A 24,325-nucleotide genomic window follows, 5' to 3' on the forward strand; every position below is an offset into this window, starting at 1 on the left:
CATCAGCTGTAAATTTAGCCATAGAAAAACTGCACCTCCAATTGTTAGACTGTGTCTAACAATTGGGGTGCAGTTCACTGTATATTTTACAGATGCTCTTCTTTTTATACATGTATATTATTTTTTTTGGGTGGAAAATATAGATGTATTCGTAGTTTAATAGAAGAGAGATTAATAGTTTGAAGTTTCTCTATTTTTAAATAAATATAAAAGTTGAATGATTTATCGGTTTTAATAGGAGGGGAAAGTAGAATGGAATTTTTACGTATTGAAAATGATGAGGTTTTAATCAATAATATGGCACAGTTATATTGTAAAGCATTTGAGAAAACAAATTTCAATGAAATGATTGAGCGAATGAAAAGACATGTAGAATATACAGATTTTAAAGGTATAGTAGCAATAAATGATGAAAATGAAGTGGTTGGTTTTACTTATGGTTATCGCTCATTAGAAGGACAGTACTATAATCAATTAATGAGAGAAGCGTTGAATCTAGAGCAAGTAGAAGAGTGGTTACAAGATTGTTTTGAATTTGTAGAGTTAGCAGTTCATCCACAATATCAAAATGAAGGTCTTGGAACAAAATTACATAATGAATTACTAAAAAGGATTTCAAATAGAACGAGTGTTTTAACAACGCAAATAAATAATGAAAAAGCGCGTTCGTTATATGAAAGATTAGAGTGGGTAAATATATTGGAGCCATTCCATCCAAGTAAAAATGATGTTCCATATATAATAATGGGAAAAACATTAAAAACAAAAGTGAATTGATAATTATTTTGTTCGCAAAGGTTATTATCTTGTAATAATAAAGGGGAAAGCAAAAATGACAACAATATTTATAGAAAAAGCTACAATTTTAGATGCAGAAAAGTTAACAGAAATAATGACAAGAACATTTGATGAAGAAGAAAAACGATGGTTATGTGGTCAAGGTGATGTTATTGACTATAACATCCAACCACCAGGGTATTCTTCAGTAGAAATGATGAGATATTCAATCGAAGAATTGGATTGTTACAAAGTGATAATGGATGGAAAAATAATCGGGGGAATTATAGTTACGATCTCAGGTAAATCATATGGCCGAATTGATCGTATTTTTGTAGAGCCTGTTTATCAAGGAAAAGGAATTGGGTCATATGTAATTAAATTAATAGAAGAGGAATATCCGAGCATAAGGATTTGGGATCTCGAAACATCTAGTAGACAACTTAATAATCATCATTTTTATAAAAAGATGGGCTATGAAACTATTTTTAAGTCTGAAGATGAGTATTGTTATGTAAAAAGAATCACTGTAGAGTCAGCTGAAGAGAACCTAATAAAAAATAAAGATATGAAAAATAGCCAATACGAAAACTGTAATCTAGCAAATACAGAGTATTATCAAGTGAATTTAAAAAACAGTTCCTTTGTTGGTAGCAATATGATGAATATGAAGATGAGTAATTGTAATGTGAGACAATCAAATTTTAGAAATATAAATTTTAGAAATTCTTCATATGCAGATTTAAATCTTTCTGGTAGTAAATTTAATTTTGTGACTTTAGGTGGAGTTCAATTTAAAGATACAAGTCTCGGAGAAGATAAAGATCCTATTTCATTTAATAGATGTGATTTAGAAGGTAGTACGATAAGTAATAGTAATCTAAAAAATATGGACATAGAAAATTGTGATATAACCGGTATGAAAATAAATGGTATTCCAATTGAAAAACTGCTTGCGTTATATAATAAAGTAAAAAGTTAACCGTAATGTAGATAAGTTGCTCGCGAATCTAATGTTATACTGAAATAATTATGTAAAAATAATATAAAGAAATAAAGAAGAGAAGGGGTTTCATTCAGGAGGATAGAAATATGTATTGTTATGAATATGGAGGGAAGAAAATATGACGATCAAAGTAAGAGCGGTAGAAATACAAGATGCTAGAGCGATTCACCGTATATGCATACAAGATGACGTTTTACCTTATATGGTTTTCTTACCTAGCATGCGTGTAGATGCGATGGAAAATAGAATTCGAAATTTAGCTTCAAATCAATTTGAATTTGTTGCAGAGTATGATGGGGAAGTTGTAGGATTTGTTGGATTAACCCAAAGTCCAGGACGTAGATCTCATTCGGGTGACTTGTTTATCGGGGTGGATAGTGAATATCATAATAAAGGCATTGGAAAAGCTCTTCTTACAAAAATGCTTGATTTGGCTGATAATTGGTTAATGCTAGAGAGAGTAGAACTAGGTGTTTTAGAAACGAATCCGAAAGCGAAATCTTTATATGAAAAATTCGGATTTGTAGAAGAGGGAGTAAAGATAGGGAATTTGAAAGCTCACGGAAAGTTTATTAATGAAATTATGATGAGTCGTTTTAGACCTGACGGTTTAATCGTACATAATGCATAGTGAAAGCATGACAGTATAATGTCATGCTTTTTTGAAAAATTCTTTGTTATAGTATATTGTTTTTATATTTGTAAGATTTTACATACGTGTTTTACTTTTACTAATTATGTAAATAGGCTATACTAAAATACATACATTTTAGTATTGGAGAGAGAAGTAAAACGACATGGAATTAGTGAAATTGGAAAAAGTAATTGAAATAAAGAAAGAAGAACTTTTATATTTAGTATCAGATTACGGAATTCAACATGAAAAAGTATTGGCATTAAGTCAAGAAATAGACAAATTAATTAATTACTTTATGTTTTTAAAATAGGAAGAACTATGACATGATGTGAAAATGTTATAGTTCTTTTTTATTTGGAAATTCAGATGTATATTCTATATACTAATAATAGATGGAATATTCTGTTTTGTTGGAGGGGAATATATGATATTACATACACACATTTCAGGTGAAGGAGAACCAATTATACTTTTACACTCTGGTGGTATGACAGGTTTAGTAGAATATGAAGAGCAGGTAGCATTTTTTCGAGAACAAAATTATCAAGTCATTCGCCCTGATTTAAGAGGGCATGGAAGATCAGGGGGGACATTGGAGAATTATTTCCTACGTTCTGTTAAGGATTTGCGTGATACGTTAGAGCATCTACAAATTGATAGATGTCATATAGCTGGTGTTTCACTAGGAGGATTAGTCGCTTTATTATTTGCAAAAAAGTATCCAGAGAAAGTGAGAACATTAACTTTTTCAGGTATATTTCCGGTTAAGAGGGATAATTGGGAAGAGTCTCTGGAGTATGAAGCGAAGTGTCACCAGCAATTGATGGGAAATGAAGAAGTCGTAACTTATATGAATCAAATTCATGAAAAAAGTGATTGGAAAGCATTGCTTGAATCGTGGCAAGTTAAAGATTGGTACCCTTTCGATGAAACTGGTGATGTAGCGAATCTTCAAATACCTACACTTTGTATTGTTGGGGGAGATTCAGAAGATGAAGTTACAGCTGCAACAACGTTCAAACAATTAAACAAAAATATTCATATTGCCGTTATTCCGTTTGCTGGTCATTTAGTGCATAATGATCAACCAAAAATTTATTCGAATATATTGTCTAATTTCTTACAGAACGCGCAAGTTGCTAGTCGAATATAAGGACTTTTGGGTATAATAATAAAGGAATTATTAATTGTATCGGTTAGGAGCGCAATACATATGAAAACAGTTGTTGTCATCGGTGGAGGTATAACAGGGCTTTCTACTATGTTTTATTTAGAAAAATTAAAAAAGGATTATAATATAGATTTAAATTTAATCCTTGTAGAAAAAGAAGAGTACTTAGGTGGGAAAATCCATAGTGTAGAAGAAAAGGATTTTATTATGGAATCCGGAGCAGATTCTATCGTTGCTCGTAATGAACATGTCATGCCGCTTATAAAGGATTTAAATTTAGAAGAAGAAATGGTGTATAACGAAACGGGTATTTCTTACATATATTCTGATAATACTTTACATCCAATTCCTTCTGATACTATATTTGGGATACCGATGAGTGTCCAGTCGTTGTTTAGCAGTACGCTAGTATCAACGAAAGGGAAAATTGTTGCTTTAAAAGATTTCATAACGAAAAATAAAGAGTTTACGAAGGATACTTCTCTTGCTGTATTTTTAGAAAGCTTTTTAGGGAAAGAGTTAGTAGAAAGACAAATTGCTCCGGTGCTTTCAGGTGTATATTCCGGAAAATTGAATGAGCTTACTATGGCGTCTACACTACCGTATTTACTGGATTATAAAAATAAATATGGAAGTATTATTAAAGGTTTTGAAGAGAATAAAAAACAGTTTCAATCAGCAGGAAATAAAAAGTTCGTATCATTTAAAGGTGGATTATCTACGATTATTGATCGTTTAGAAGAAGTGCTGACTGAGACGGTTGTTAAGAAGGGTGTTGTAACGACAGCTATAAGTAAACAAGGTAATCGCTATGAAGTCTCCTTTGTAAATCAAGAATCAATCCAAGCTGATTATGTTGTTTTAGCAGCTCCGCATGATATCGCAGAAACTTTATTACAGTCTAATGAGTTAAACGAGCAGTTTCATACATTTAAAAATTCATCACTTATAAGTATTTACTTAGGATTTGATATACTAGATGAACAATTACCAGCGGACGGCACAGGATTTATCGTAACAGAAAACAGTGATTTACATTGTGATGCTTGTACATGGACAAGTCGGAAGTGGAAACATACATCTGGAAACCAAAAGCTATTAGTGAGAATGTTTTATAAGAGCACTAACCCAGTATATGAAACGATTAAAAATTATAATGAAGAAGAACTAGTACGAGTCGCTTTATATGATATTGAAAAAAGTCTCAGAATTAAAGGTGAACCAGAAGTAGTTGAAGTGACAAAATGGAAAGATTTAATGCCGAAATATCATTTAGAACATAATCAAGCAGTTCAAACATTACAAGAAAAAATGAAGGATCTATATCCTAATGTATACTTAGCGGGTGCCTCATATTACGGTGTCGGCATTGGTGCGTGTATTGGAAATGGAAAGAACACTGCAAATAAGATAATTGCAACATTAAATGAACCGACAAATTAATATAGAATAAATAAATAAATAAATAAATAAATAAATAAATAAAATGTCCCTCCGTTATATTGGAGGGACATTTTATTTATTTTACTTGAATTGAGATCTTTTGATTCGTTTTATGATTCTCAGTAATCGTTAATGTTATGTTACCGGACTCTTTAAATGAATATGATGAGAGTTGATAAAGCTCTTTTATACCATGTTTCTCTTTTAATTTATTGGCAGGAATTAATGTAATGTTCGGTTTCCATGTTTCCTGTTTACCTGAAGGATAGTTTACTATTATTTCTGGATTATTTAATTGCGTTTGTTTCCAAGAGGCAAAATGTAGCTTAACTTCTGTATCTTTTTTTAGTAGTTCTTCTGAGAAATATCCAAGCTCTCCAACATTACCGAAAACAGTAAAGTTTTGATTTTGAAGTGTGATATCTAAATGTTTAGGTTGATATGTTGCTGCGTGATAGATTCCATATGAAAGAGAAAGAGTAGCGGCGATTAAAATGCTGATTGAAAATGTTTTAAAGCTATTGCCTTTAAAACTAGTCATCATGAATGAGTTTGGGGCGAACTTTTTCGCAAATAAAAATATGAGTAATATGAGTAAGAGGGATAAGCTGATGAATATATACAAAGGAAATCTACACCTCCACAATAAAATAATGTATCAACTATATTTTACCATAAATGTATGGGGTAGGGTGTTGTTTTAGAAGGGAAAAGTGAGTATGGAATAAAGAGATGATCAGTGTACTATGATCATCTCTTTATTTTTCGCATCATGTAAATGCAAGAAGGGTTACTCTTAGTTCGTATTGAATTAAGAAGGTAGGCTACTCTTGAAATATTTGATTAATGGGACATTGAGGACTTTCCTAATTATAAATATGTTTTCTGCTATAATGAATAAGTAGAAAGAAAGGAGTGATCCTATGGCATTTCCTATATTAGAAACAGAACGTTTGCGTTTAGTTGAAATAGAACAATCTTATTGTCAAAAAATATTTGAAATCTTTTCATTGGATGAGGTAACGTGTTTTTACGGTATGAATTCTTTTACGGAGTTTGGACAAGCTTCACGTATGATTGAATCTTTTTCAAAAAATTATTTTGAGAAAAAGGCAATACGATGGGGGATTGTATTAAAAGAAACAAATGCTTTAATAGGTACAATTGGATTAAATAATTTACAATTATGGAGTAAACGATCTGAAATTGGATATGACTTACATCCTCGTTATTGGGGGAATGGTTATGCGTCAGAAGCAGCCAGGGAAATTATTCATTATGGATTTCAAGATTTAGGCTTATTTAGAATTGGTGCTATTACATACCCTGAAAATGTTACTTCTTGTAAAATGTTATCTAAAATAGGCTTTCATAAAGAAGGGTTATTACGTGGATATATTCATCAAGGAAATAAGCAACATGATGCACTATTGTATTCTATAGTTCGAACGGATGTTGAACATATCAATTTATAATAAAAAACCCCTCTTATTAAAGAGGGGTTAAGTAAAAATTAACCTAATTTAGGCAATAAACGTTCTCCGCTTTTCATGCTACTTTTACATAAAGGGCATTTAGGCTCTTCTTCAAATGAAAAGTTCTTTCTCATCCATCCTAAACAATCCTCTGCTTCACATTCCCAGACAGGGGTTTGTTCTGGTGGTACTTCTGCTACATCGTTCTTTCGATTGCGATACATGTAACCACTCCTTTTATGTAAAAAATTTTAGTTATATATTAAAAAGGTTGTTAACCGTGCTGGTAACAACCTTTTTATTGTTTGAATTATAGCTTTACAACGTTTTTAGCTTGAGGTCCACGGTTACCGTCTTCAACTTCGAAGCTAACTTCTTGACCTTCGTCAAGAGATTTGAAGCCGTCGCCAGTGATAGCTGAGAAGTGAACGAATACGTCGTTGCCACCTTCAACTTCGATGAAACCGAAACCTTTTTCGCTGTTAAACCATTTTACTTTACCTGTTAATGTCATGGTAATGCCTCCTAAAAATTAAAAAGATTACAATATGTTCGGCCTTATTTGAATGAAAAATAAAATTTCACATATTATCAAAAACCCATAAGGAATATAAAATGTTCCTGATTGATACTTGATAATATGCAAAGAAAATATACTGTTAAATTGACCTTAATTACTATCTTACAACAAATGGTGGGAAATAGCAAGTGCTGGTAATACCAGTGTGAAATAGGATGGTAAAAGACACAAAAACATCTCTTTTATTTATATATTATTCCTAATTTTGGTTTATGCTAAACTAAGAACATTTTTATTGAAAGTTTGTATTATTGAATCGATATATAGTATAAGAATAGTGTTGATGTATTTGTTAAGGAGGCGAGAATATTGCAGTCTAATCAATTTAAAATAATTGAAGCAGCCAAAGAAGGAAGAAGAAAAGTTCATCCAGTATTTGCTGTTATACTTGCAATTGTATTTTTGACTTTAGGTGAATTGTTCATGATATTTATGCTGTTTTTACCGAAAGCAGAAACGATTATTATGAAAGCGATTTATAGTAACATTGAGATGATATTAACGTTTGGTGGGGCTGTGTTTTTTGTTTTTCTATGGATTAGATTTGTAGAGAAAAGATCAATTTCATCTATTGGATTTTGGAGAAATCAGTGGATAAGAAAATATTTAAGAGGTGCATTAATAGGTTTTGTTTTTATTTCAATACCAGTCATGCTACTTTTATTAACCGGAAATGTACAACTACAAATGCAACATATTACACCAACCGCTATACTTGGAATTGTGGGATCTTTAGTTGCTTTTTTAATACAAGGTGCAACAGAAGAAATTGTTGTTCGAGGTTGGTTATTTCCAGTTCTTTCTGTTAGAAGCCGTATATGGGTCGGGATTGCTGTGACTTCTTTTTTATTTGGTTTTCTTCATTTACTAAATCCAGGTATTACAATTCTTTCAATATCGAATATAATATTAGTTGGTGTATTTGCAGCTTTTTACGTTTTGAAAGACAGTAGCCTTTGGGGGATATGTGCGTGGCATTCCATTTGGAATTGGGCACAATATAACGTATTCGGTTTTGCAGTTAGTGGAATGGCAATGTATTCTACACCACTTTTTAAACCTATAACAAGCGGATCGGAATTCCTTCATGGAGGCTCGTTCGGAATTGAAGGGAGTATCATTACAACAATAATGCTCTCTATCGCTTCAATTGTTTTATGGAAACAGTTATGGGGGAGAAAAGCGAAACAACGAAATTTTAGTTAATGAAAGAGGGAGAAACTATGGGGGTTATAGCGTTTGAGGGAGCGAGTGCGGTTGGTAAGAGCACAACGTGTCGTGAGTTAGAAAAGAATTATGGTGCTTATATTATACCTGAAGTGAATTTATTATTTGAAAGACCAAAAAATGAACATAGAACATGGTATTTTGAAAAACAAGTAGAGCGCTGGAAAATAGCAATGCAGAAGTCAGAGCAATATGAAATAGTAATACTTGATGGAGACATTTATCAGCCGCTTAGTTATAATTGGTGTTTCCATTTTGAAATATTTGATCAGCCATTATCTTTAATAGAAAACTTTTATAAAGAAAAGCTGATTAATAGGGAAATTGGTTTTCCTGATCAATATTTTTATTTATATACGAATGATGAAGAACTTAGAAAACGGAAAGAATCTGACGAGACAAAAAGAAGAAGAAACTTTGAAAAACATTTACATATATCAAAATCGTTTCAACGTTATTATGAAAATTTAAATACTGTTACAGACGGGTACTGTAAATTAATTGAGGCAAAAAGTATAAAGTCGAATGAATTAGAAATTGTGAAGAGTTTAAACAGTATAAAAGTGTGTGAAGAGAGACGTTTTGATGTTTCGAGGTTAAATGCGATTACGAAGTGGTTAAAAGAAAATCGCGCATAAAAAGAACGAGTACCTTTTAAGGTACTCGTTCTTTTTATGCATATTGAATATGTAAGTTCGTTTCGCAAATTGTTTTTAAAATTTGTAAGTTTGCTTGTTCATTTTTCTGAATAGCATTTTTATATTTAGGTAAGAAGAGTTGAGAAGGATAAACTGGGAGTTCACCGCAAATATCAATACCATAGACAGATTTATTCATAATTAGAGAATGAATAAATTGTAAAAGTCTAGATAATTTCATGTGCCCTTGATCCCAATTGGTAATAGAAACTTTTGGATCTAAAACATCCTTATCAATGCTTACATATATTGTTTCTGTATGAATATGTGAAAGTATTGTATGTATGGACACTTCATGTGATATATCAATTGGAAAAACTTCTACGTATGAACAATCATTAGAATGAATTGTTAGAGAAGAAGGTCCAATAATGATTACCTTCTTTAAATTACCATTATCTCGAAGAGAAAATGATACCCAAGATCCACAGGAAATAAGAGTCTGTTCATTCGCGCCCTTTAAGTCCATATCAGTATGATGATCAAATAGTATAAGGGTAAAAGGTTTGTCCATTTCTTCTAATAATAAATAAGATACATAATGATAATTTCCAGAACCTATAAAAGTAATCCCTTTATTCTTTCTACGATTTAATGCCCTTTTGATATGCATTAAAGAAGTGTTTTCGCAATATAGGTTTGTGTGTTTTAAATGAGTAAAATCAATATCTTCATGTGAATAAGAATGTAGTTTATTTTGTAATAAATACGTATCATCAAAGTTTAAAAAAGTTAAACTGTTATGCAATAAACTCATATTTATTCATCTCCTTTAAATATAAGGTTATCATTTATTTTTATAAAATTAAAATGAAATGCTTAGAGGTGAAATTGTATTTGAAAAAGATGGTGGTTTTGACAGAATAATCTTTCAATTTATAAAAGAAAGAAATATAATATAAGGAAATACATATGTGGTTTAGAGAATAGAAAAAATGAAATGAGATATGCGGGAGGAAACAAGCAAGATGAAAACATTCTTTAAAATAATTGGAATTATAGCTGGTATGGCGGTAATCGGAGTAGGTGTAACATATGGCATGCTGTATTATTTGAATAACAGTAAAACAGCTGCGAAAAAGGCATCACCAGCTGCTCCGGCAGCAGAAGTGCTGGCTGATAGTAATGTAAAAGCTGAAGATGCAAAGGTTTTAGAAAATGGCAATCATTCATTACCAAATAGCGGCTTTAATAAAAATTTTAAATGGACAGATGAGAACATACAGACAGCTTTACATGAAATGGCACATCAAAAAACGAAGGCTGATCAAAAGTGGGGTTATATTTTTATCACACAAGAACGAATTGAAAGCTTACTTGATATTGTAAAGAGTAATGATCTAGTACAAGGAAAAACATATGCAGACATTTTAGAGAGATGGAAACAAGGAAAATATGAAAAGATGGATGAGGATCACAATAAGATTTGGAAATTACAAAGCGGGAATTTAGGAGAAGGAAAAGGAGTAATGTCAGAGGCGGAGCAAAAAGAGTTAATTAATCAAGTGTTTATACAAAAAAGTACATATTCAGGCAGTAAATTAATTGCAGGTGGGGGACAGACTAATAAATAAGATAATATGGGAAGAGAGTAATTGCTTTTTAGGCAGTTACTCTTTTTTCTGTGCACTTTTTAGTTTTTCTCTAGTAAGGAAAGAAACGATTGTAAAACGGGTGAAATCCATCTAGATCTATGATAGATTACATGACTTTGAATAACAGCTGGAGTTTCAATAGGTTGGAATTGTATTTGTTCCTTTTGACAATTTTCTTGCACAACGATGTAAGGAAGAATTGAAATTCCCAACTCGCACATAACAGCCTGCTTAATTACTTCAACATTGGAGGTTTCAAATGTTTTCTCTGGAATATTCCCGCTTAGACGTAAAAAACGATCTACCATTGGTCTATAACCACAGCTTTGTTCAGTAAAAATAAACTGAGTATCCTTTAATAAACAAAATGGGTTAGAGTCTGTAGAGTAATGGGGAGGTAAAATCCATCCAAATGTTTCATTACTAAAAGTACGTGTAATAAAATCATTATGTTCCATACTTTCTCCAATTATGAAAATAACATCTGTTTCTCCTTCACGTAGCTTATTAATTGCTTGTTCGTTTGTAGTTGTTTCCAGTACGATATTTACTTTTGGATTTTTCTGTTTGTAAGTACGTAATAATTGCGGAAGACGATACACTGCTAATGATTCGTTTGATGTAATACTCAATGTACCTTCTAATTGATCGGTATTTTGAGGGATTTCTTGCGCTTTTTCATAAATTGCAAGTAATTCTAAAGCATAAGGATGAAATTGATGACCTGCTTTTGTAAGAAGTACTTTTTTTCCTAACCGATCGAAAAGAGGAATATGTAAATCGTTCTCTAATGCTTTCATATGCGCAGTAACTGTAGATTGCGCATAACCTAATGCATGAGCAGCTTTAGAAAAACCACCATACTTAACAATCGCACAAAATGTTTTAACATGTCTCATTTCCATAAGTAATCCCTCTTTTATTATCATGATTTGTGAATGATTATATCACGTATTTCAATTTTCTAAATGATTAAATTCTTTATAAAATAAAATTGTAGAAAGATTCATTTAAGTAAAATTGGAGGAGAAAAGATGATCAAAAAGGGCTATCATGTAGCTGTTGTTGGGGCTACAGGTGCGGTAGGGCAAAAAATTATCGAACTGTTAGAGAATGAAAAAAAGTTTAATATAGTTGAAGTTACATTGCTTTCGTCAAAGCGATCCGCTGGTAAGGTAGTACCATTTAAAGGACGAGAGATAATAATACAAGAGGCAAAAACAACTAGCTTTGAAGGTGTAGATATTGCCTTTTTTAGTGCTGGAGGAGAAGTTTCTAGGCAATTTGTGAATCACGCAGTCTCTAGTGGTGCCATCGTAATTGACAATACAAGTGAATATCGAATGGCACGTGATGTACCGCTTGTGGTTCCGGAAGTAAATGCGCATACTTTAAAGGAACATAAAGGTATAATAGCGGTTCCGAATTGTTCAGCATTACAGATGGTAACAGCTCTTCAGCCAATACGAAAAGCATTTGGTTTAGAACGAATTATCGTTTCCACTTATCAAGCTGTTTCAGGATCAGGTATTCACGCGATTCATGAATTAAAAAAACAGGCTAAGTCAATGCTTGCAGGTGAAGAAGTGGAGAGTACTATATTACCAGCGAAAAAAGATAAAAAACATTATCCAATTGCATTCAATGTATTGCCTCAAGTCGATATATTCACGGATAATGATTTTACCTTTGAAGAAGTAAAGATGATTCAAGAAACGAAGAAAATTTTAGAAGACCCAAACTTGAAAATGGCAGCTACTTGTGTGCGCGTTCCGGTTTTATCAGGCCATTCAGAATCGGTTTATATAGAGCTTGAAAAAGAAGCAACCGTTGCGGAAATCAAGGAAGTACTAATGGATGCACCAGGTGTTATTTTGCAGGATAACCCTAGTGAACAGCTGTATCCAATGCCATTATATGCAGAAGGGAAAATAGATACATTTGTCGGAAGAATACGTAAAGATCCTGATACGCCAAACGGATTCCATCTTTGGGTCGTTTCCGATAATTTATTGAAGGGTGCAGCGTGGAACTCAGTTCAAATTGCAGAGACGATGGTGGAAGATGGAATCATTTAGTATTAAGGAAACTAGGGGACTGTTAAAACTTACAGTTTCCTAGTTTTTATTTTATAACTGTGCGCTTTATTTCAGCCGTTTATGATTTGAAAGACAGTAAAAAACATCAAGAATGAATACAGTTTAATTGGTATGATATGGATAAATTCAATAAGGGGGAATTAGATGTATCAAGTAAAGGGGTATTTTTCATCGCTAAAAGGAAGTCATTATGACATCGGTAAGCAACAAGGGGAATTTGTAAAACAACATTCTTATCTTGTTCCGCAATTTATACAGAAAGAAAACTTAATATCGCATACTTAAATTTACTTGCATATTGGTTAAACTTTGGCGGGATTATTATTTGGTTAATTTCAATTGTTTTATTGCTAGTAGCGGCATATTTTACGAAGTATATTCCAATATCTAAAAAGGTACATTGAAATCTTAAAATATATAATTTTTTATTTTGCTTTGAAAAGAGATTAGCTTTGTAAAGAATGTACTGTTCTTTTTAGTTGTTCAATAAATTCTCGAGTTGCAGCGTACATATATTTATCTGTTCTATAAATAAGCCCTATTTCTATTGTTAGAATAGGATCTTCTATTTTAATAGCTTGAATATTTTTATTTTGTAAAAAGTCTATATACGGTTTTGGTAAAACTGTAATTCCCATTCCTTTTAAAACCATTTGGAGAAAACATAACAATTAGTGATATGTGTATGGAGAAGAAATTAATACGAAGGAAAGACTTGAAGGGATAAAAGAATAAAAATATTTTATTATAAATAGTGTATTTCTATTAGTAAAAGCTAATTAGAAAGCGCTATTTTTATAAAATAAACTAATTAATATCCGGAAATCTTAATATTGTTTTATTCGACTTATTTTCAAATAGTCAAAACATAAAATTAATTAGCCTTTTTTTTTATGTTTTATGATAGTATATTGATTGGTAAGACCTCTATTTTTAAGAGTAGGTCATATAAGCATATCTAATTTAATGGAATTTAACATTTGGAGGTACAACATGGGGAATGTTGAAAAATTGGCAAGTCTTCTAATAGAAGAACCGAAAAGAGAGCAGTTATTTCCTTTATTTGAAGAAGTGTTTGGAATTACAACTCAAATATTGAATGATTTTTCGGATAAAGGGTATTGGGATGATACATATAAAGCTTTATCATTTTTACAAGAAGGTAAAGTGATTGCAAATGTTGCGGCATTTTCACTCCCATTATTAATTAATGGTGAAAAAATAAATGCGGCGGGTATTCAATCAGTAATGACACACCCTAATTTCCGTAGACAAGGGCTAATGACACAATTAATGGGTAAAATGATAGAAGAAATCGATAAGAAATGTGAATGTGCATTATTGTTTACGGAAAAACCGGAATTATACACAGCATTTGGATTTAAAGTTGTGCAGGAGTATTTAATGACTATTCCATATGATAAAAAGAATAATAATGATTCCTTACTTAGAGTGCTAGATTATTATATGGAAGAGGATAGAAAGTTAATACATGAAACTATAGATAGTAGCCAAAGACTTTCAAATAATTTTTCAACATTAAACTTCCATCCTTCGTTTTATTTGAATATGTATAATTCGGAATGGAATGAGAAATTGTATTATTCAGAGAAGTTAGATGCTCTAATTGTATATAAAGTAGATAATGAAAAGTTGAAATTATATGGGGTGTTTGCACCAGTAATTCCAGTTTTAGATGAAATATGTGGGGAAATCGCTGAAAGATTTACAGAAATCGAATTTTACTTTTCTCCAGATCAATTAGGGGTTGAGGATGTACAGTTTACAGAATTACAGTCTAGTAAGTATTTAATGGTTCGAAGTGATAAAGAGTTAGATTTTAAAGGTTATAAATTCCCAGTATTAGCGGAGTTTTAAATGTCTATATAAATGCTTTACTATGGAGGAGCTATGAATATATCGTATATACCAGAACATATTGAGCAACTTACTATAATGAATGTACCTGAATATTATAAGCTTAACGACAATCATGCGTTTATTGTCCGTTCGAAAGCCGAAACAGATTTTTGGCTTAAAACACATTATGGATTCGAAGTAATGAATGGTCATGTATTTTATACAGAGACGATGACAGACTTTCAAGCTGAAGTTCAATTGCGTATGAATCCAAATTCAAAATTCGATCAAGCTGGTCTTTTTGTTATGGTTTCGGAAAAGTGTTGGTTGAAAACTTCATTAGAATATATTCCAGATGGTCCATCTCATTTAGGAGCTGTCGTAACGAATAATGGATATTCCGATTGGTCCACGCAAGACTTTCCGACAGAATTAGCTAACGAGCAACTTCGTTTTCGAATTGTTCGTAAACGTGGTGATTATACAATATATGTGAAGAAAATCCACCAATGGGAACAAATCAGAATCGCTCATTTGATGGAAGATATAGGGGATAAGCCTATTAAAATAGGTTTTTACACGTGTAGTCCTTCTAAAAATAATGGATTTGAGACTGAGTTTTTAGATTTTACAACTGAAAAAATATAGATGAAAAACCGTATTCTTTTCATTGAGAATGCGGTTTTTATTTTTATATAATACAAAGCACATTTATTGACCGAAAAGTCATTAATGCTTATCATTTAATAATGTTAAATATTAATTTACATAATATAATAAAAGTAAGAAAGAAATTACAAACTATATCACTTAAATAAGGGGGGATATGAATTATTCATTGGTAATTTCATAGAAAAAGGAGATTATGTATGAAATCATTTCGCAAATTATTACAGTATTTAAAACCATACATGTTCTTCGCTATTATTGGACCGCTATTTATGGTACTTGAGGTTGCGATGGACTTAATTCAACCGACTATTATGCAACATATTATTGATGTTGGGATAGCAAATCGGGATATGAATTATGTAATAAAAATGGGACTTCTTATGATAGGAGCTGCAGCACTCGGTTTAATTGGAGGACTGGGGTGTATGATGTATTCTACAAAAGCAGCTGTTAATTTCGCTACTGACATACGAAAAGATGTGTTTGCGAAAATAGAAACATTTTCTAGTGAAAATCGTGATTCATTTGGAACAGGTAAATTATTAACGATTGTGACAAATGATATTACTTCTATTCAATCGGCGATGACGATGACATTACGTGTTCTTGTTCGTGGTCCTTTGTTATTTATCGGAAGTATAATCATTGTTTTTATGACAGCGCGTGAGTTATTTCCTATATTACTCGTAGTCGTTCCAATTTTATTACTTGCGATTATATTCATTGCGAGTAAAGCAAGCGGGACATTCAGAAAAGTGCAAGAAGCATTAGATAAAGTGAATACAAAGTTACAAGAAAATTTATCTGGAGTACGTGTGATTAAAGCGTATGTAAGACAAAAATATGAAATTAATCAGTTTGGAAATGTTAATACAAATTTAACGAAGATAAATATTCGAGCGGTGCAGCTCATTTCCTTAATGATGCCAATCATTATGTTAGTTGTAAGCGGCGGGATTGTCGCAACATTATGGATTGGTGGAGAAAAAGTATTTAATGGAACTCTTCAAGTAGGGGCTATATTAGCTTTTATAAACTATTTGAATATTATTTTAATGTCACTTATGTCTATAAGTATGGTATTTATGCAAATCGCGCGAGCATTTCCGTCAGCGGATCGTGTACAGCAAGTTTTAAATACTGACGTTGATATTACGACTCCAAAAAATGCGCTTGCACCTAAGCGAATTGAGGGACAAATTGACTTTAAAAATGTTAGTTATAGCTATACGAAAAATAATGAATACGTTTTAAAAGATATTTCGTTTAGCATACAAAAAGGTGGAAAAATAGGGATTATTGGTTCTACAGGGAGTGGTAAATCTACTTTAGCAAAACTATTACCGCGTTTATACGATGTTGATCAAGGGGAAATATGCATTGATGGAATAAATGTTAAGGCGTATGATTTACAAAAACTTCGTGCTTCAATTGGGTTTGTACCTCAAAAGGCATTGTTGTTTTCAGGTAGCATAGAAGAGAATTTACGTTACGGTAAAGAAGATGCATCGAATGACGAATTGGAAGTAGCAGCTTCATCAGCTTGTGCGACTGAGTTTATTAACAAGCTGGAAGGTTCATATCAATATCATTTAACACAAGGTGCGACGAATTTGTCAGGTGGCCAAAAACAACGTGTATCAATTGCAAGGGCGCTTGTGAGAAAGCCATCCATTCTTATATTAGATGATTCTACATCAGCAGTGGATGCAAAATCAGAATCTAACATTCAATCGGCATTAAGAACAGAATATAAAGGAACAACAACATTATTAATCGCTTCTAAAATCTCATCTATAATAGATGCTGATAAAATTCTCGTTTTAGATAACGGTGAATTAGTTGGTGATGGTACACATGAAGAACTGTTAGAACAATGTGAGGTATATAAAGAAATCTATCTTTCCCAAGGTGGTAATTTATATAAAGAAGGTGGGAAAGAACATGCGTAATTTTCAAGGACAATTTGCTAATAAAGGTGGGCGTAACGCACCAAAGATGGGGAAGGCTAAAAATACGAAAGGAACTGTGATGAGAGTATGGAACTATATGGGCTACCAAAAGGCTGCCCTTACGTTCGTTATATTCTTAGTGTTTGTTACGACGTTACTTGGGTTATTAGGTCCGTATTTAATGGGAGTAATTATCGATCAATATATTGTACTGAAAGATTTAAGCGGTACGGCCAGAATGTGTTTGATACTTATCGCGATTTATGGTGTAACAGTATTATTAACTTGGTTACAAACATTTGTAATGGTTAATGTTGCATTAAAAACGATACAAAAAATACGACAAGATATTTTTGAGAAAATCCAAACGCTTTCTTTACGGTTCTTTGATGTACGTTCTCAAGGGGATTTGATGAGTCGTGTAACAAATGATATAGATAATTTGAATCAAGCGTTGACACAAAGTGTTGTACAAATTATTTCATCAGCGCTAACTTTTATAGGTGTGACGATTGCGATGTTTGCATTAGATTGGATTTTAGCGATTGTTACTTTAATTACAGTACCTATTATGTTTTTCGTTACAAAAAAACTAGTTGCTTATAGTGGTAAAAACTTTGCAAAGCGTCAAAAAGATTTAGGAGAGTTAAATGGATTTATTGAGGAAGCTATAACAGGTGCGGATGTTACAACGTTATATGGGAAAGAAAAAGAAACCGTACAAAATTTCAATAAAATTAATGAACAGCTAAGAGTTTCTGCAACGAAGGCGGATACATTTTCAGCTTTTATTTTTCCGAGTATGAACTTTATTAACAACTTAGGTATGGGACTTGTAATTGGGACTGGGTCAGTAATGGTTTTAAATGGAATGACAACAGTAGGTGTCATTGCAGCATTTATTAATTATTCTCGTCAATTCTCAAGACCACTCAGTCAATTCGCAACTTTAATGAATACGATTCAAGCGGCAGTGGCTGGTGGGGAACGTGTCTTTGAAATTATGGATGAAGTACCGGAAATCAAAAATAAAAAAGATGCATTCGTTGTACAAAATTTACAAGGACATGTTGCACTCGAGAATGTTTCATTTGGGTATGAGGAAAATAAAACGATTTTAAAAGAAGTGAGTTTTAAAGCGCGGCCAGGGGAGACAATTGCTTTAGTAGGTCCAACTGGATCGGGCAAAACAACAATCATTAATTTGCTAACGCGCTTTTACGATATACAGCAAGGGCAAATTCATATTGATGGAAAAAACATAAAAGAATATGATATGAATTCGTTGCGAAGTAAAATAGGAGTAGTTTTACAAGATACGTATTTATTTGCTGGGACGATTATGGATAATATACGTTATGGTCGATTAGATGCTAGTGATGAAGAGGTAATCAATGCAGCTAAGGCAGCATCTGCACATTCTTTTATAAAACATTTACCGAATCAATATGAAACGAAAATTGCTTCAGAAGGATCGAATTTAAGTCAAGGACAAAAACAACTTCTTGCGATTGCACGGGCAATTTTAGCAGATGCAGATATATTAATTCTCGACGAAGCAACATCTAATATTGATACGAGAACAGAATTACAAATACAAGAAGGACTAAACAATTTAATGAGAGGTCGAACAAGTTTCGTAATCGCTCATCGACTGAAAACGATTGAAAAAGCAGATCAAATCCTTGTTATAAAAGATGGAAGTATTTTGGAAAAAGGGAACCATGAATCTCTCATGGAAGATAGAGGATTTTACTTTGATCTGTATACGAGTCAGTTTAAAATTTAATAAGAATTTTTGATAGGGTGCGGTTTCTCTAGAAAGGAGAAACCGCATTTTTATATTTGTAAACATTACTATCTAAATATTCGTTCACTAAATGTTTTAACTGCGTCTTTCTTGCATACAAAGTAAAACATACAAATGGTGGCAACCTTAATGAGTATTTCACGTTCTATTTAAATGTTTTAATGATTTATTAAAAAAAGACACTGTTTCCAGTGTCCCAACTTACTACGAGAGTTTTATCCCGCATTAACAGGCAGTAAGACCCCCACCTCAAAATTCAGCGGAAGCAAAGAAGTTAGGTGGGGATGAACAAAACCCCCCACTGATTAAAGTTTCACCTTGTGAGGAAACTTTAATAGGTGAATCTAAGTTTCTCTATAATATATGAAACTACAATTAGAAAATCATATATTTTTTAAAGAAGTTAATGGGTAATTGTACGTGCTAAAATCTTTATTAAAAATATCCTGTACTAATTGGATAGTTTCATAGTCATAAAAGCTATCGTATGTTGGGAGGCGTGGGAATAAAGGATCGGTAATATCAGCATCTGCAAAATTACCTCTAAAAATCGCCCTGTCTTTCTGATGATGCCATGATTTGGTTAGTATGTGTAAAGGAGAAGTTTTTAATTGATATGTTTGTTCTAAGTGCTCAATTTCAGTAGAGAAATTTTCAAGGTAGATATACTTTGTAACAAACTCTTCCTCACCTGGTTCATATTGCTGCATTAAATGTGGATCTACTTGTTCTAAATCTATCATTTGCTCTTTTAAGTAGTAGAGAAAGATTTTAAATGAAATAGGTTTATTACAAAATTCATTACCATAATAAAAATTCCGAATAGGATTCCATGCTGGGTTTTCTATGTAAGGGGGGGCAATTAGTGAAAAAAATGAACTTACAGCTCTTATATAGGGGTTCCTCACTAATTTATAGGTATCTTTTCCGTTTGTATTTAAAGCTGCAGCTAGTTCAATAAAGTAGTCCGAGGAGTTTTTGTATATTTCATTTTCATAATTATGGATGAAAGAATCGTATTTTATTGCTTCTTTAAATAAATTTATTTGATAAAAAAACCAATGTGCAAGAGAGGTACAGCCACTTTTTTGACTCCAAAATAAAATCAAAGGGAAGTTAGAATTAAAGAGGGGAACGCGTCCGTATTTAATAATATTTGAAAAAGACATTATTAGCCTCCATTCAGTTATGTCAAGTACTTTTAGCTTATGAATAAAAGACTTGGTATATGAACAAGAAAAGAGAAGTAGAATAGATAATTTAAAATAATACAAATTTAAAAATAAAAGAGTCATTTGCAAAGAAAAAAAGAGCTTGCAAATGGATAAACTCTTAGAAAAAATAGATTTTATGAGCACTGAATTACCATATACCTTATGTTTTATTCTGCATGATCGTGAAAAAACATTGAATAAAAGGAGCATATATTTAAATGTGTTCCTTTAAAAGGTGGCAGCTCACAAGGCTTAATTTATAAGCTGAATACGTGTGCAGCCCGTATTTAAAAAGGACAGCTAGCAAAAGCTAACTGATAAGCCTTCGGGTATGAAGGGGAAACAGAAACAATATATACATTATTAACGTGATATTGGCTTTTATTCGGAAGTAGAAGAAATAAATAAGTTTAGGCTGTTCCAACTTGACTTTGGTCGGCAACATCAGAATCAAATGTGTTGGTTGCACTAACACCGTTAAATGTATTAAGCACAAAAGCAACATTAGATGCACCTGAACCATTATAAGCTTTTGTATTTTCTTTTGGAGAAACATTATAAAAATCACCTAAGTTGAAAGAACCGTTACTATTTTGTGCAACCATATTTCCGACAATAGATGGCATAACTTTCACCTTCTTTCCTAGGAAGTACTTAACTTAGTATATGGTGTATGTGTCTAGTGGTTCATCTGAAACGGAGAATTTTGAAATGAAGTAAAAGTTCAATAGAGTAAATCCAACGGAGGGGAACCGTATCGTATGAATCAATTTTCATTTTTTGAGGATATCGGTGAAAAGGAAATGCGAAGACTTGTGGTGAAGGAGCTAAAAAGCTACAAAGCATTGTGCGTCAGAATGAAAAATCAAGAAGATCAGGAAAATTAACGAAGAGAGTGTGTTTATAAGCTAGTACATTTATATATTGAAAAACTAGTTAAGCAGGGAGAAATAAAGGAAGTAAAAAGAAGCAGAAGAAAAAGATGATTCTAGAAAAAGCAACCAGTTGGGTGCTTTTTCTTTTACACAAAACAAACTCAATGAAAAAAACAGCGATGTATGAGATTTTTATACTAGTCAGTTTGAAATTTAATATAGTGCGGTTTCTCTAGAAAGGAGACACCGCACTATTATATTTGAAAAGATACTTAGAAATGTAGAGTTGAAACTTTTATATATATACGAATTGTTAGCAAAAACTAGCAGCTTCAGTGACAGATGGAAGAATTAATTTACGTGGAATTGTAATAATCTCAAGAGCCATCTGTGCTGAATAGATAAGTATTGGAGTTAATTCTAAAGTGTGAGTTAATAATAATATAAAGCTTGTTAGGATTGCGAAGCTCCCCCAAAAGAAACTTTTTGAAGTGTTACGGAAATCTTTTATTAAAGAAAAGAAAGAAAAAAATGCTGTAACAATGAGTATCAAAAATTTATATTTATCAGTCATTAAACTCCTCCTTGAGACCAGTAACTTATATTATAACGCATTTTTCTGTATTATAATAAAAAGATTTTGAAATAAGTAGTTTAAAGTCATAAATACTGCAACTTAAAGGGATGGCGGATTACCTTGATCGGAAAGGTTGGTGGTATGAAATTAAGTGAAATTCTAGTTTAGTAGAACAGAAATTTTTAAAAACGATAGGACATAAAAAGAGGATTACTTATTATGAGTATTCCTCTTTTTATAATGTTACCTCGTATAAATATGATTAGATATAGAAGATTTCTGTTTTAATACATAATAAGTAATACATGTAAGTCAGAGGTTCACCGGAAATTTCAAGTATATTTACAAAACATATATTTAAAAAGAAAAAAATGAGAATTTGAATTTAATTAATTACTATTGAAATAGCACTAAAAACTAATAAGACAGCCATAATGATGTTAAATGATGTAGTATGTTTTAATAAAAGTTTTTGGAACATAGAACCAAATAAGCTCCAACTGAATGTACTCATTAACCCGACTACACCTAGAAATAATGAGAAGAGTAGAAAACTTGAATATGAATTATAGTAAGGGAGAATAAAAGTTGACACTACAGTCAGCCCGAATAGTATCCCTTTAGGATTAACAAATTGAAGAAAAATCCCGACTGTAAATAAGTTTTTATTATGTTTTTCATCTGGATCTGCACTAGTTTTACTAGTGAGTATTTTAAAGGCTAAATATAGCATGTATGCTACACCTAAAATTTTTAAAGGGAATTCAATTATAGGTAGGATATTAATTAGTACAATATTAAAGAAGCTACATAATGAAGTGAGGATGAAAAAACCGAAAGCTACTCCAAAGCAAAATTGCATACTCTTTTTTAAACCATGTTGATTGGCGTATGTCATAGCTAAGAAATTGTTAGGACCGGGTGTGAAGCTACATATAATAACAAATAACAAAAAAGAAAATATAGGCATTTCAAAACCCCCTAATTATTTGGTGTATGTTATAATGACCGAAAATAACAATATAACGTGTGCTTTTTATTATACATAACGGTCGTTATATTGTATATAGTTTAGGAGTGTTTCTTATGGAAGAAATTCAACTTATTCTGGCAAAAAATTTAAAAACAATACGAGAGAAAGAAAAATTAAGTTTAGAAAAAGTTGCCCAATTAACAGGTGTGAGTAAAACAATGATTGGACAAATTGAACGTGGAGAGTCAAGTCCAACATTAACAACGATATGGAAAATAGCTAATGGGTTGAAAGTGTCTTTTACTTCTTTAATTAATAATCCCCAACCGGATACGAAAGTCGTTTTACGAAGTGATGTTCAAGCATTATTAGAAGACAATGGGAGATATAAAGTGTATCCATCTTTTCCTTTTCAAGATGATAGGAACTTTGAAATCTATACAGTTGAAATTGAAACTGAAGGAAAATTAAGTTCGGAAGGCCATAAAGAAGGGACCGAAGAATTTATAACGGTGTTTGAAGGGGAATTGACAATTGAAATAAATGATTGTCAATATAAATTAAATAGTGGGGATTCAATTCGCTTTAAGGCGGATAGATCACACTCTTATCATAATTTCGGAAGAACGCTAACTAGGTTAAGTATGACCATATATTATCCGATTATATAAAATTACTATTGCATGAAGAATGTAAAGAAAAGTGCGTTGATAAACCATCTATAAAAGATGGTTTTATTTTTGAAATTCATAAAAAAGGACACTCGTTTGAGTGTCAACATAGTATTGCTCTCGCGTATAGGATTGGAGTTTGTTTCTCATATACGTATTGAGATGGTTCGCATTTGAGAAACTACTTTCACCTTTAATGTAACATTGGCAGAGAGCAGTGTAAATTGATAATGTATATACGGAAAATTTAGTATAGATACTTTGTACTATGAATATAGTACAAAGTGTTTCTTATTGCAAAATCACTGTCGTGAAGTTATTAATATATAAGCTTAAGGAATGATGTAATAGTTACTATTTTAGCATTTAAGAATGATTATTATAAAAAAGAACGAATCATTTTTTAATCGATTCGTATAATTGTTAAAGAGGCACCTGTTGAACCACCCCCAACTAAATTAACTATGGATAATACGCCGAATAGTTGAAGTGAAATTGTATTACCAGCAATTAAATTGATTATTAAATTATTATTATAATTTGAAGTTGATATTTCGGGTGAAAAGATAGATCCGGAAAGTGGAGTCGAAGAGTTTAATAGTAGCGATTTAGTATTTGGGAATGGAACTATCATTTTATTATATTAATACTACTAGTTATAGTAACGGTAAAAAGTTTACTTTGTGTAAAATCATTTGAGTATGAAAATGTAGTTATGGAATTTTACTAAAATGATAGAGGTTTTATTTTGTTAATCAGTAAACAAAATGTGGAATGAGGTAGTAAATTGAACAGTAATGAAAAATTATCTTTGAATAAAGGGATGGTAAGACCAGAGAATATTGGACCTACTTTTCCGGTTCTTCCGCCAATTTATATTCCAACAGGAGCAACAGGAGCAACAGGAGCAACAGGAGCAACAGGAGCAACAGGAGTAACAGGAGCAACAGGAGCAACAGGAGCAACAGGAGCAACAGGAGCAACAGGAGCAACAGGAGCAACAGGAGCAACAG

General features: G+C 32.0%; 28 protein-coding genes and 3 pseudogenes. 20 read left to right on the forward strand and 11 right to left on the reverse strand.

Annotated elements, in window-relative coordinates:
- Positions 1-252: 252 nt before the first annotated feature.
- The 6 genes from PDK19_RS26215 (at position 253) to PDK19_RS26240 (ending at position 5,034) form a co-directional block, all read left to right on the forward strand.
- The gene (locus tag PDK19_RS26215; protein WP_049111726.1) at positions 253-777 is read left to right on the forward strand and encodes a GNAT family N-acetyltransferase; all 525 of its coding nucleotides are present in this window, start codon (positions 253-255) and stop codon (positions 775-777) included.
- Between the two features lie 55 nt (positions 778-832).
- Positions 833-1,759, forward strand: coding sequence for a GNAT family N-acetyltransferase (locus tag PDK19_RS26220; protein ID WP_000207432.1), 927 nt, complete (start codon positions 833-835; stop codon positions 1,757-1,759).
- 142 nt (positions 1,760-1,901) lie between these two features.
- Entirely contained in the window at positions 1,902-2,414 is a 513-nt protein-coding gene (locus PDK19_RS26225; RefSeq protein WP_000153565.1) for a GNAT family N-acetyltransferase, read from the forward strand.
- A gap of 166 nt (positions 2,415-2,580) precedes the next feature.
- Positions 2,581-2,730 (forward strand): aspartyl-phosphate phosphatase Spo0E family protein, encoded by a 150-nt coding sequence (locus PDK19_RS26230; protein ID WP_000424361.1) that lies wholly within the window; start codon positions 2,581-2,583, stop codon positions 2,728-2,730.
- A 114-nt stretch (positions 2,731-2,844) separates the two neighbouring features.
- Positions 2,845-3,573, forward strand: coding sequence for an alpha/beta fold hydrolase (locus PDK19_RS26235; RefSeq protein ID WP_074615538.1), 729 nt, complete (start codon positions 2,845-2,847; stop codon positions 3,571-3,573).
- Positions 3,574-3,633: 60 nt separating this feature from the next.
- Positions 3,634-5,034, forward strand: coding sequence for a protoporphyrinogen oxidase (locus PDK19_RS26240; protein WP_049111731.1), 1,401 nt, complete (start codon positions 3,634-3,636; stop codon positions 5,032-5,034).
- Positions 5,035-5,110: 76 nt separating this feature from the next.
- On the opposite strand, the gene PDK19_RS26245 is transcribed toward PDK19_RS26240, so the two are convergent.
- Positions 5,111-5,659: a hypothetical protein gene (locus PDK19_RS26245; RefSeq protein ID WP_049111734.1), complete on the reverse strand. Its 549-nt coding sequence runs from the start codon at positions 5,657-5,659 to the stop codon at positions 5,111-5,113.
- 298 nt (positions 5,660-5,957) lie between these two features.
- Between PDK19_RS26245 and PDK19_RS26250 the strand changes: the two genes are divergently transcribed.
- Positions 5,958-6,509, forward strand: a complete 552-nt coding sequence (locus PDK19_RS26250; RefSeq protein ID WP_000885371.1) for a GNAT family N-acetyltransferase — start codon at positions 5,958-5,960, stop codon at positions 6,507-6,509.
- A 38-nt stretch (positions 6,510-6,547) separates the two neighbouring features.
- Here the strand turns inward: PDK19_RS26250 and PDK19_RS26255 are convergent, their stop codons facing one another.
- On the reverse strand, positions 6,548-6,733 hold the full coding sequence (locus PDK19_RS26255; protein ID WP_000286198.1) for a cold-shock protein: 186 nt from the start codon (positions 6,731-6,733) through the stop codon (positions 6,548-6,550).
- Positions 6,734-6,819: 86 nt separating this feature from the next.
- Complete coding sequence (gene cspD / locus PDK19_RS26260; protein ID WP_000176368.1) at positions 6,820-7,023, reverse strand: cold-shock protein CspD; 204 nt, start codon at positions 7,021-7,023, stop codon at positions 6,820-6,822.
- Between the two features lie 375 nt (positions 7,024-7,398).
- On the opposite strand from cspD, the gene PDK19_RS26265 reads away from it, so the two are divergent.
- Together PDK19_RS26265 and PDK19_RS26270 are read left to right on the forward strand one after the other, a co-directional pair.
- Positions 7,399-8,295, forward strand: coding sequence for a CPBP family intramembrane glutamic endopeptidase (locus PDK19_RS26265; RefSeq protein WP_001191569.1), 897 nt, complete (start codon positions 7,399-7,401; stop codon positions 8,293-8,295).
- A complete protein-coding gene (locus PDK19_RS26270) occupies positions 8,295-8,954 on the forward strand; it encodes an AAA family ATPase (RefSeq protein ID WP_124878286.1) in 660 nt (219 codons plus the stop codon). Before PDK19_RS26265 ends, PDK19_RS26270 begins: the two co-directional genes overlap by 1 nt.
- Before the next feature lie 34 nt (positions 8,955-8,988).
- Here the strand turns inward: PDK19_RS26270 and PDK19_RS26275 are convergent, their stop codons facing one another.
- Positions 8,989-9,771, reverse strand: a complete 783-nt coding sequence (locus tag PDK19_RS26275; protein ID WP_049122608.1) for an arginase family protein — start codon at positions 9,769-9,771, stop codon at positions 8,989-8,991.
- Between the two features lie 190 nt (positions 9,772-9,961).
- Here PDK19_RS26275 and PDK19_RS26280 point away from each other — a divergent pair, with 190 nt between their 5' ends.
- Positions 9,962-10,588, forward strand: coding sequence for a PRK06770 family protein (locus PDK19_RS26280; protein ID WP_139303046.1), 627 nt, complete (start codon positions 9,962-9,964; stop codon positions 10,586-10,588).
- A gap of 59 nt (positions 10,589-10,647) precedes the next feature.
- Here the strand turns inward: PDK19_RS26280 and PDK19_RS26285 are convergent, their stop codons facing one another.
- Positions 10,648-11,514, reverse strand: a complete 867-nt coding sequence (locus PDK19_RS26285) for a LysR family transcriptional regulator (RefSeq protein WP_049114049.1) — start codon at positions 11,512-11,514, stop codon at positions 10,648-10,650.
- Positions 11,515-11,643: 129 nt separating this feature from the next.
- On the opposite strand from PDK19_RS26285, the gene PDK19_RS26290 reads away from it, so the two are divergent.
- Positions 11,644-12,687, forward strand: a complete 1,044-nt coding sequence (locus PDK19_RS26290) for an aspartate-semialdehyde dehydrogenase (protein ID WP_000591701.1) — start codon at positions 11,644-11,646, stop codon at positions 12,685-12,687.
- Between the two features lie 165 nt (positions 12,688-12,852).
- Positions 12,853-12,987 (forward strand): annotated as a pseudogene (locus PDK19_RS26295) (C45 family autoproteolytic acyltransferase/hydolase); the annotation flags it as partial.
- 167 nt (positions 12,988-13,154) lie between these two features.
- Here the strand turns inward: PDK19_RS26295 and PDK19_RS26300 are convergent.
- A pseudogene (locus tag PDK19_RS26300) lies at positions 13,155-13,367 on the reverse strand (LysR family transcriptional regulator substrate-binding protein); the annotation flags it as partial.
- A 334-nt stretch (positions 13,368-13,701) separates the two neighbouring features.
- On the opposite strand from PDK19_RS26300, the gene PDK19_RS26305 reads away from it, so the two are divergent.
- The 4 genes from PDK19_RS26305 (at position 13,702) to PDK19_RS26320 (ending at position 18,981) form a co-directional block, all read left to right on the forward strand.
- Complete coding sequence (locus PDK19_RS26305) at positions 13,702-14,586, forward strand: GNAT family N-acetyltransferase (RefSeq protein ID WP_000528669.1); 885 nt, start codon at positions 13,702-13,704, stop codon at positions 14,584-14,586.
- A gap of 33 nt (positions 14,587-14,619) precedes the next feature.
- A complete protein-coding gene (locus PDK19_RS26310; protein ID WP_049113616.1) occupies positions 14,620-15,216 on the forward strand; it encodes a DUF1349 domain-containing protein in 597 nt (198 codons plus the stop codon).
- A 221-nt stretch (positions 15,217-15,437) separates the two neighbouring features.
- Positions 15,438-17,192 (forward strand): ABC transporter ATP-binding protein, encoded by a 1,755-nt coding sequence (locus PDK19_RS26315; protein ID WP_049113619.1) that lies wholly within the window; start codon positions 15,438-15,440, stop codon positions 17,190-17,192.
- Positions 17,185-18,981: an ABC transporter ATP-binding protein gene (locus PDK19_RS26320; RefSeq protein WP_049122647.1), complete on the forward strand. Its 1,797-nt coding sequence runs from the start codon at positions 17,185-17,187 to the stop codon at positions 18,979-18,981. The genes PDK19_RS26315 and PDK19_RS26320 overlap by 8 nt, the downstream gene beginning before the upstream one ends.
- Positions 18,982-19,385: 404 nt before the next feature.
- Here PDK19_RS26320 and PDK19_RS26325 read toward each other — a convergent pair whose 3' ends face one another.
- Positions 19,386-20,171, reverse strand: coding sequence for a sulfotransferase family 2 domain-containing protein (locus tag PDK19_RS26325; protein ID WP_061680673.1), 786 nt, complete (start codon positions 20,169-20,171; stop codon positions 19,386-19,388).
- Between the two features lie 455 nt (positions 20,172-20,626).
- Positions 20,627-20,842, reverse strand: coding sequence for a spore germination protein (locus PDK19_RS26330; RefSeq protein WP_001139344.1), 216 nt, complete (start codon positions 20,840-20,842; stop codon positions 20,627-20,629).
- A gap of 135 nt (positions 20,843-20,977) precedes the next feature.
- Here PDK19_RS26330 and PDK19_RS26335 point away from each other — a divergent pair, with 135 nt between their 5' ends.
- On the forward strand, positions 20,978-21,103 hold the full coding sequence (locus PDK19_RS26335) for a hypothetical protein (protein ID WP_014893752.1): 126 nt from the start codon (positions 20,978-20,980) through the stop codon (positions 21,101-21,103).
- 301 nt (positions 21,104-21,404) lie between these two features.
- Here PDK19_RS26335 and PDK19_RS26340 read toward each other — a convergent pair whose 3' ends face one another.
- Positions 21,405-21,665 carry a hypothetical protein gene (locus PDK19_RS26340; protein ID WP_000130518.1) on the reverse strand — a complete coding sequence of 87 codons (261 nt, stop codon included), beginning with the start codon at positions 21,663-21,665 and terminating at the stop codon, positions 21,405-21,407.
- A 95-nt stretch (positions 21,666-21,760) separates the two neighbouring features.
- Here PDK19_RS26340 and PDK19_RS27515 point away from each other — a divergent pair, with 95 nt between their 5' ends.
- Positions 21,761-21,823, forward strand: coding sequence for an N-acetylmuramoyl-L-alanine amidase C-terminal domain-containing protein (locus tag PDK19_RS27515; protein WP_139868110.1), 63 nt, complete (start codon positions 21,761-21,763; stop codon positions 21,821-21,823).
- Positions 21,824-22,053: 230 nt separating this feature from the next.
- Here PDK19_RS27515 and PDK19_RS26345 read toward each other — a convergent pair whose 3' ends face one another.
- Positions 22,054-22,638: a LysE family transporter gene (locus PDK19_RS26345; RefSeq protein WP_074615682.1), complete on the reverse strand. Its 585-nt coding sequence runs from the start codon at positions 22,636-22,638 to the stop codon at positions 22,054-22,056.
- Between the two features lie 59 nt (positions 22,639-22,697).
- Between PDK19_RS26345 and PDK19_RS26350 the strand changes: the two genes are divergently transcribed.
- Complete coding sequence (locus PDK19_RS26350; RefSeq protein WP_116733353.1) at positions 22,698-23,312, forward strand: helix-turn-helix domain-containing protein; 615 nt, start codon at positions 22,698-22,700, stop codon at positions 23,310-23,312.
- Between the two features lie 403 nt (positions 23,313-23,715).
- Here the strand turns inward: PDK19_RS26350 and PDK19_RS26355 are convergent.
- Positions 23,716-23,916 (reverse strand): annotated as a pseudogene (locus PDK19_RS26355) (BclA C-terminal domain-containing protein); the annotation flags it as partial.
- Between the two features lie 183 nt (positions 23,917-24,099).
- On the opposite strand from PDK19_RS26355, the gene PDK19_RS26360 reads away from it, so the two are divergent.
- On the forward strand, positions 24,100-24,325 hold a 226-nt coding region (locus tag PDK19_RS26360; protein WP_270708193.1), incomplete at its 3' end, for an exosporium leader peptide-containing protein.

The organism is Bacillus cereus group sp. BcHK124, from assembly GCF_027712065.1.
Classification (GTDB): domain Bacteria; phylum Bacillota; class Bacilli; order Bacillales; family Bacillaceae_G; genus Bacillus_A; species Bacillus_A pacificus.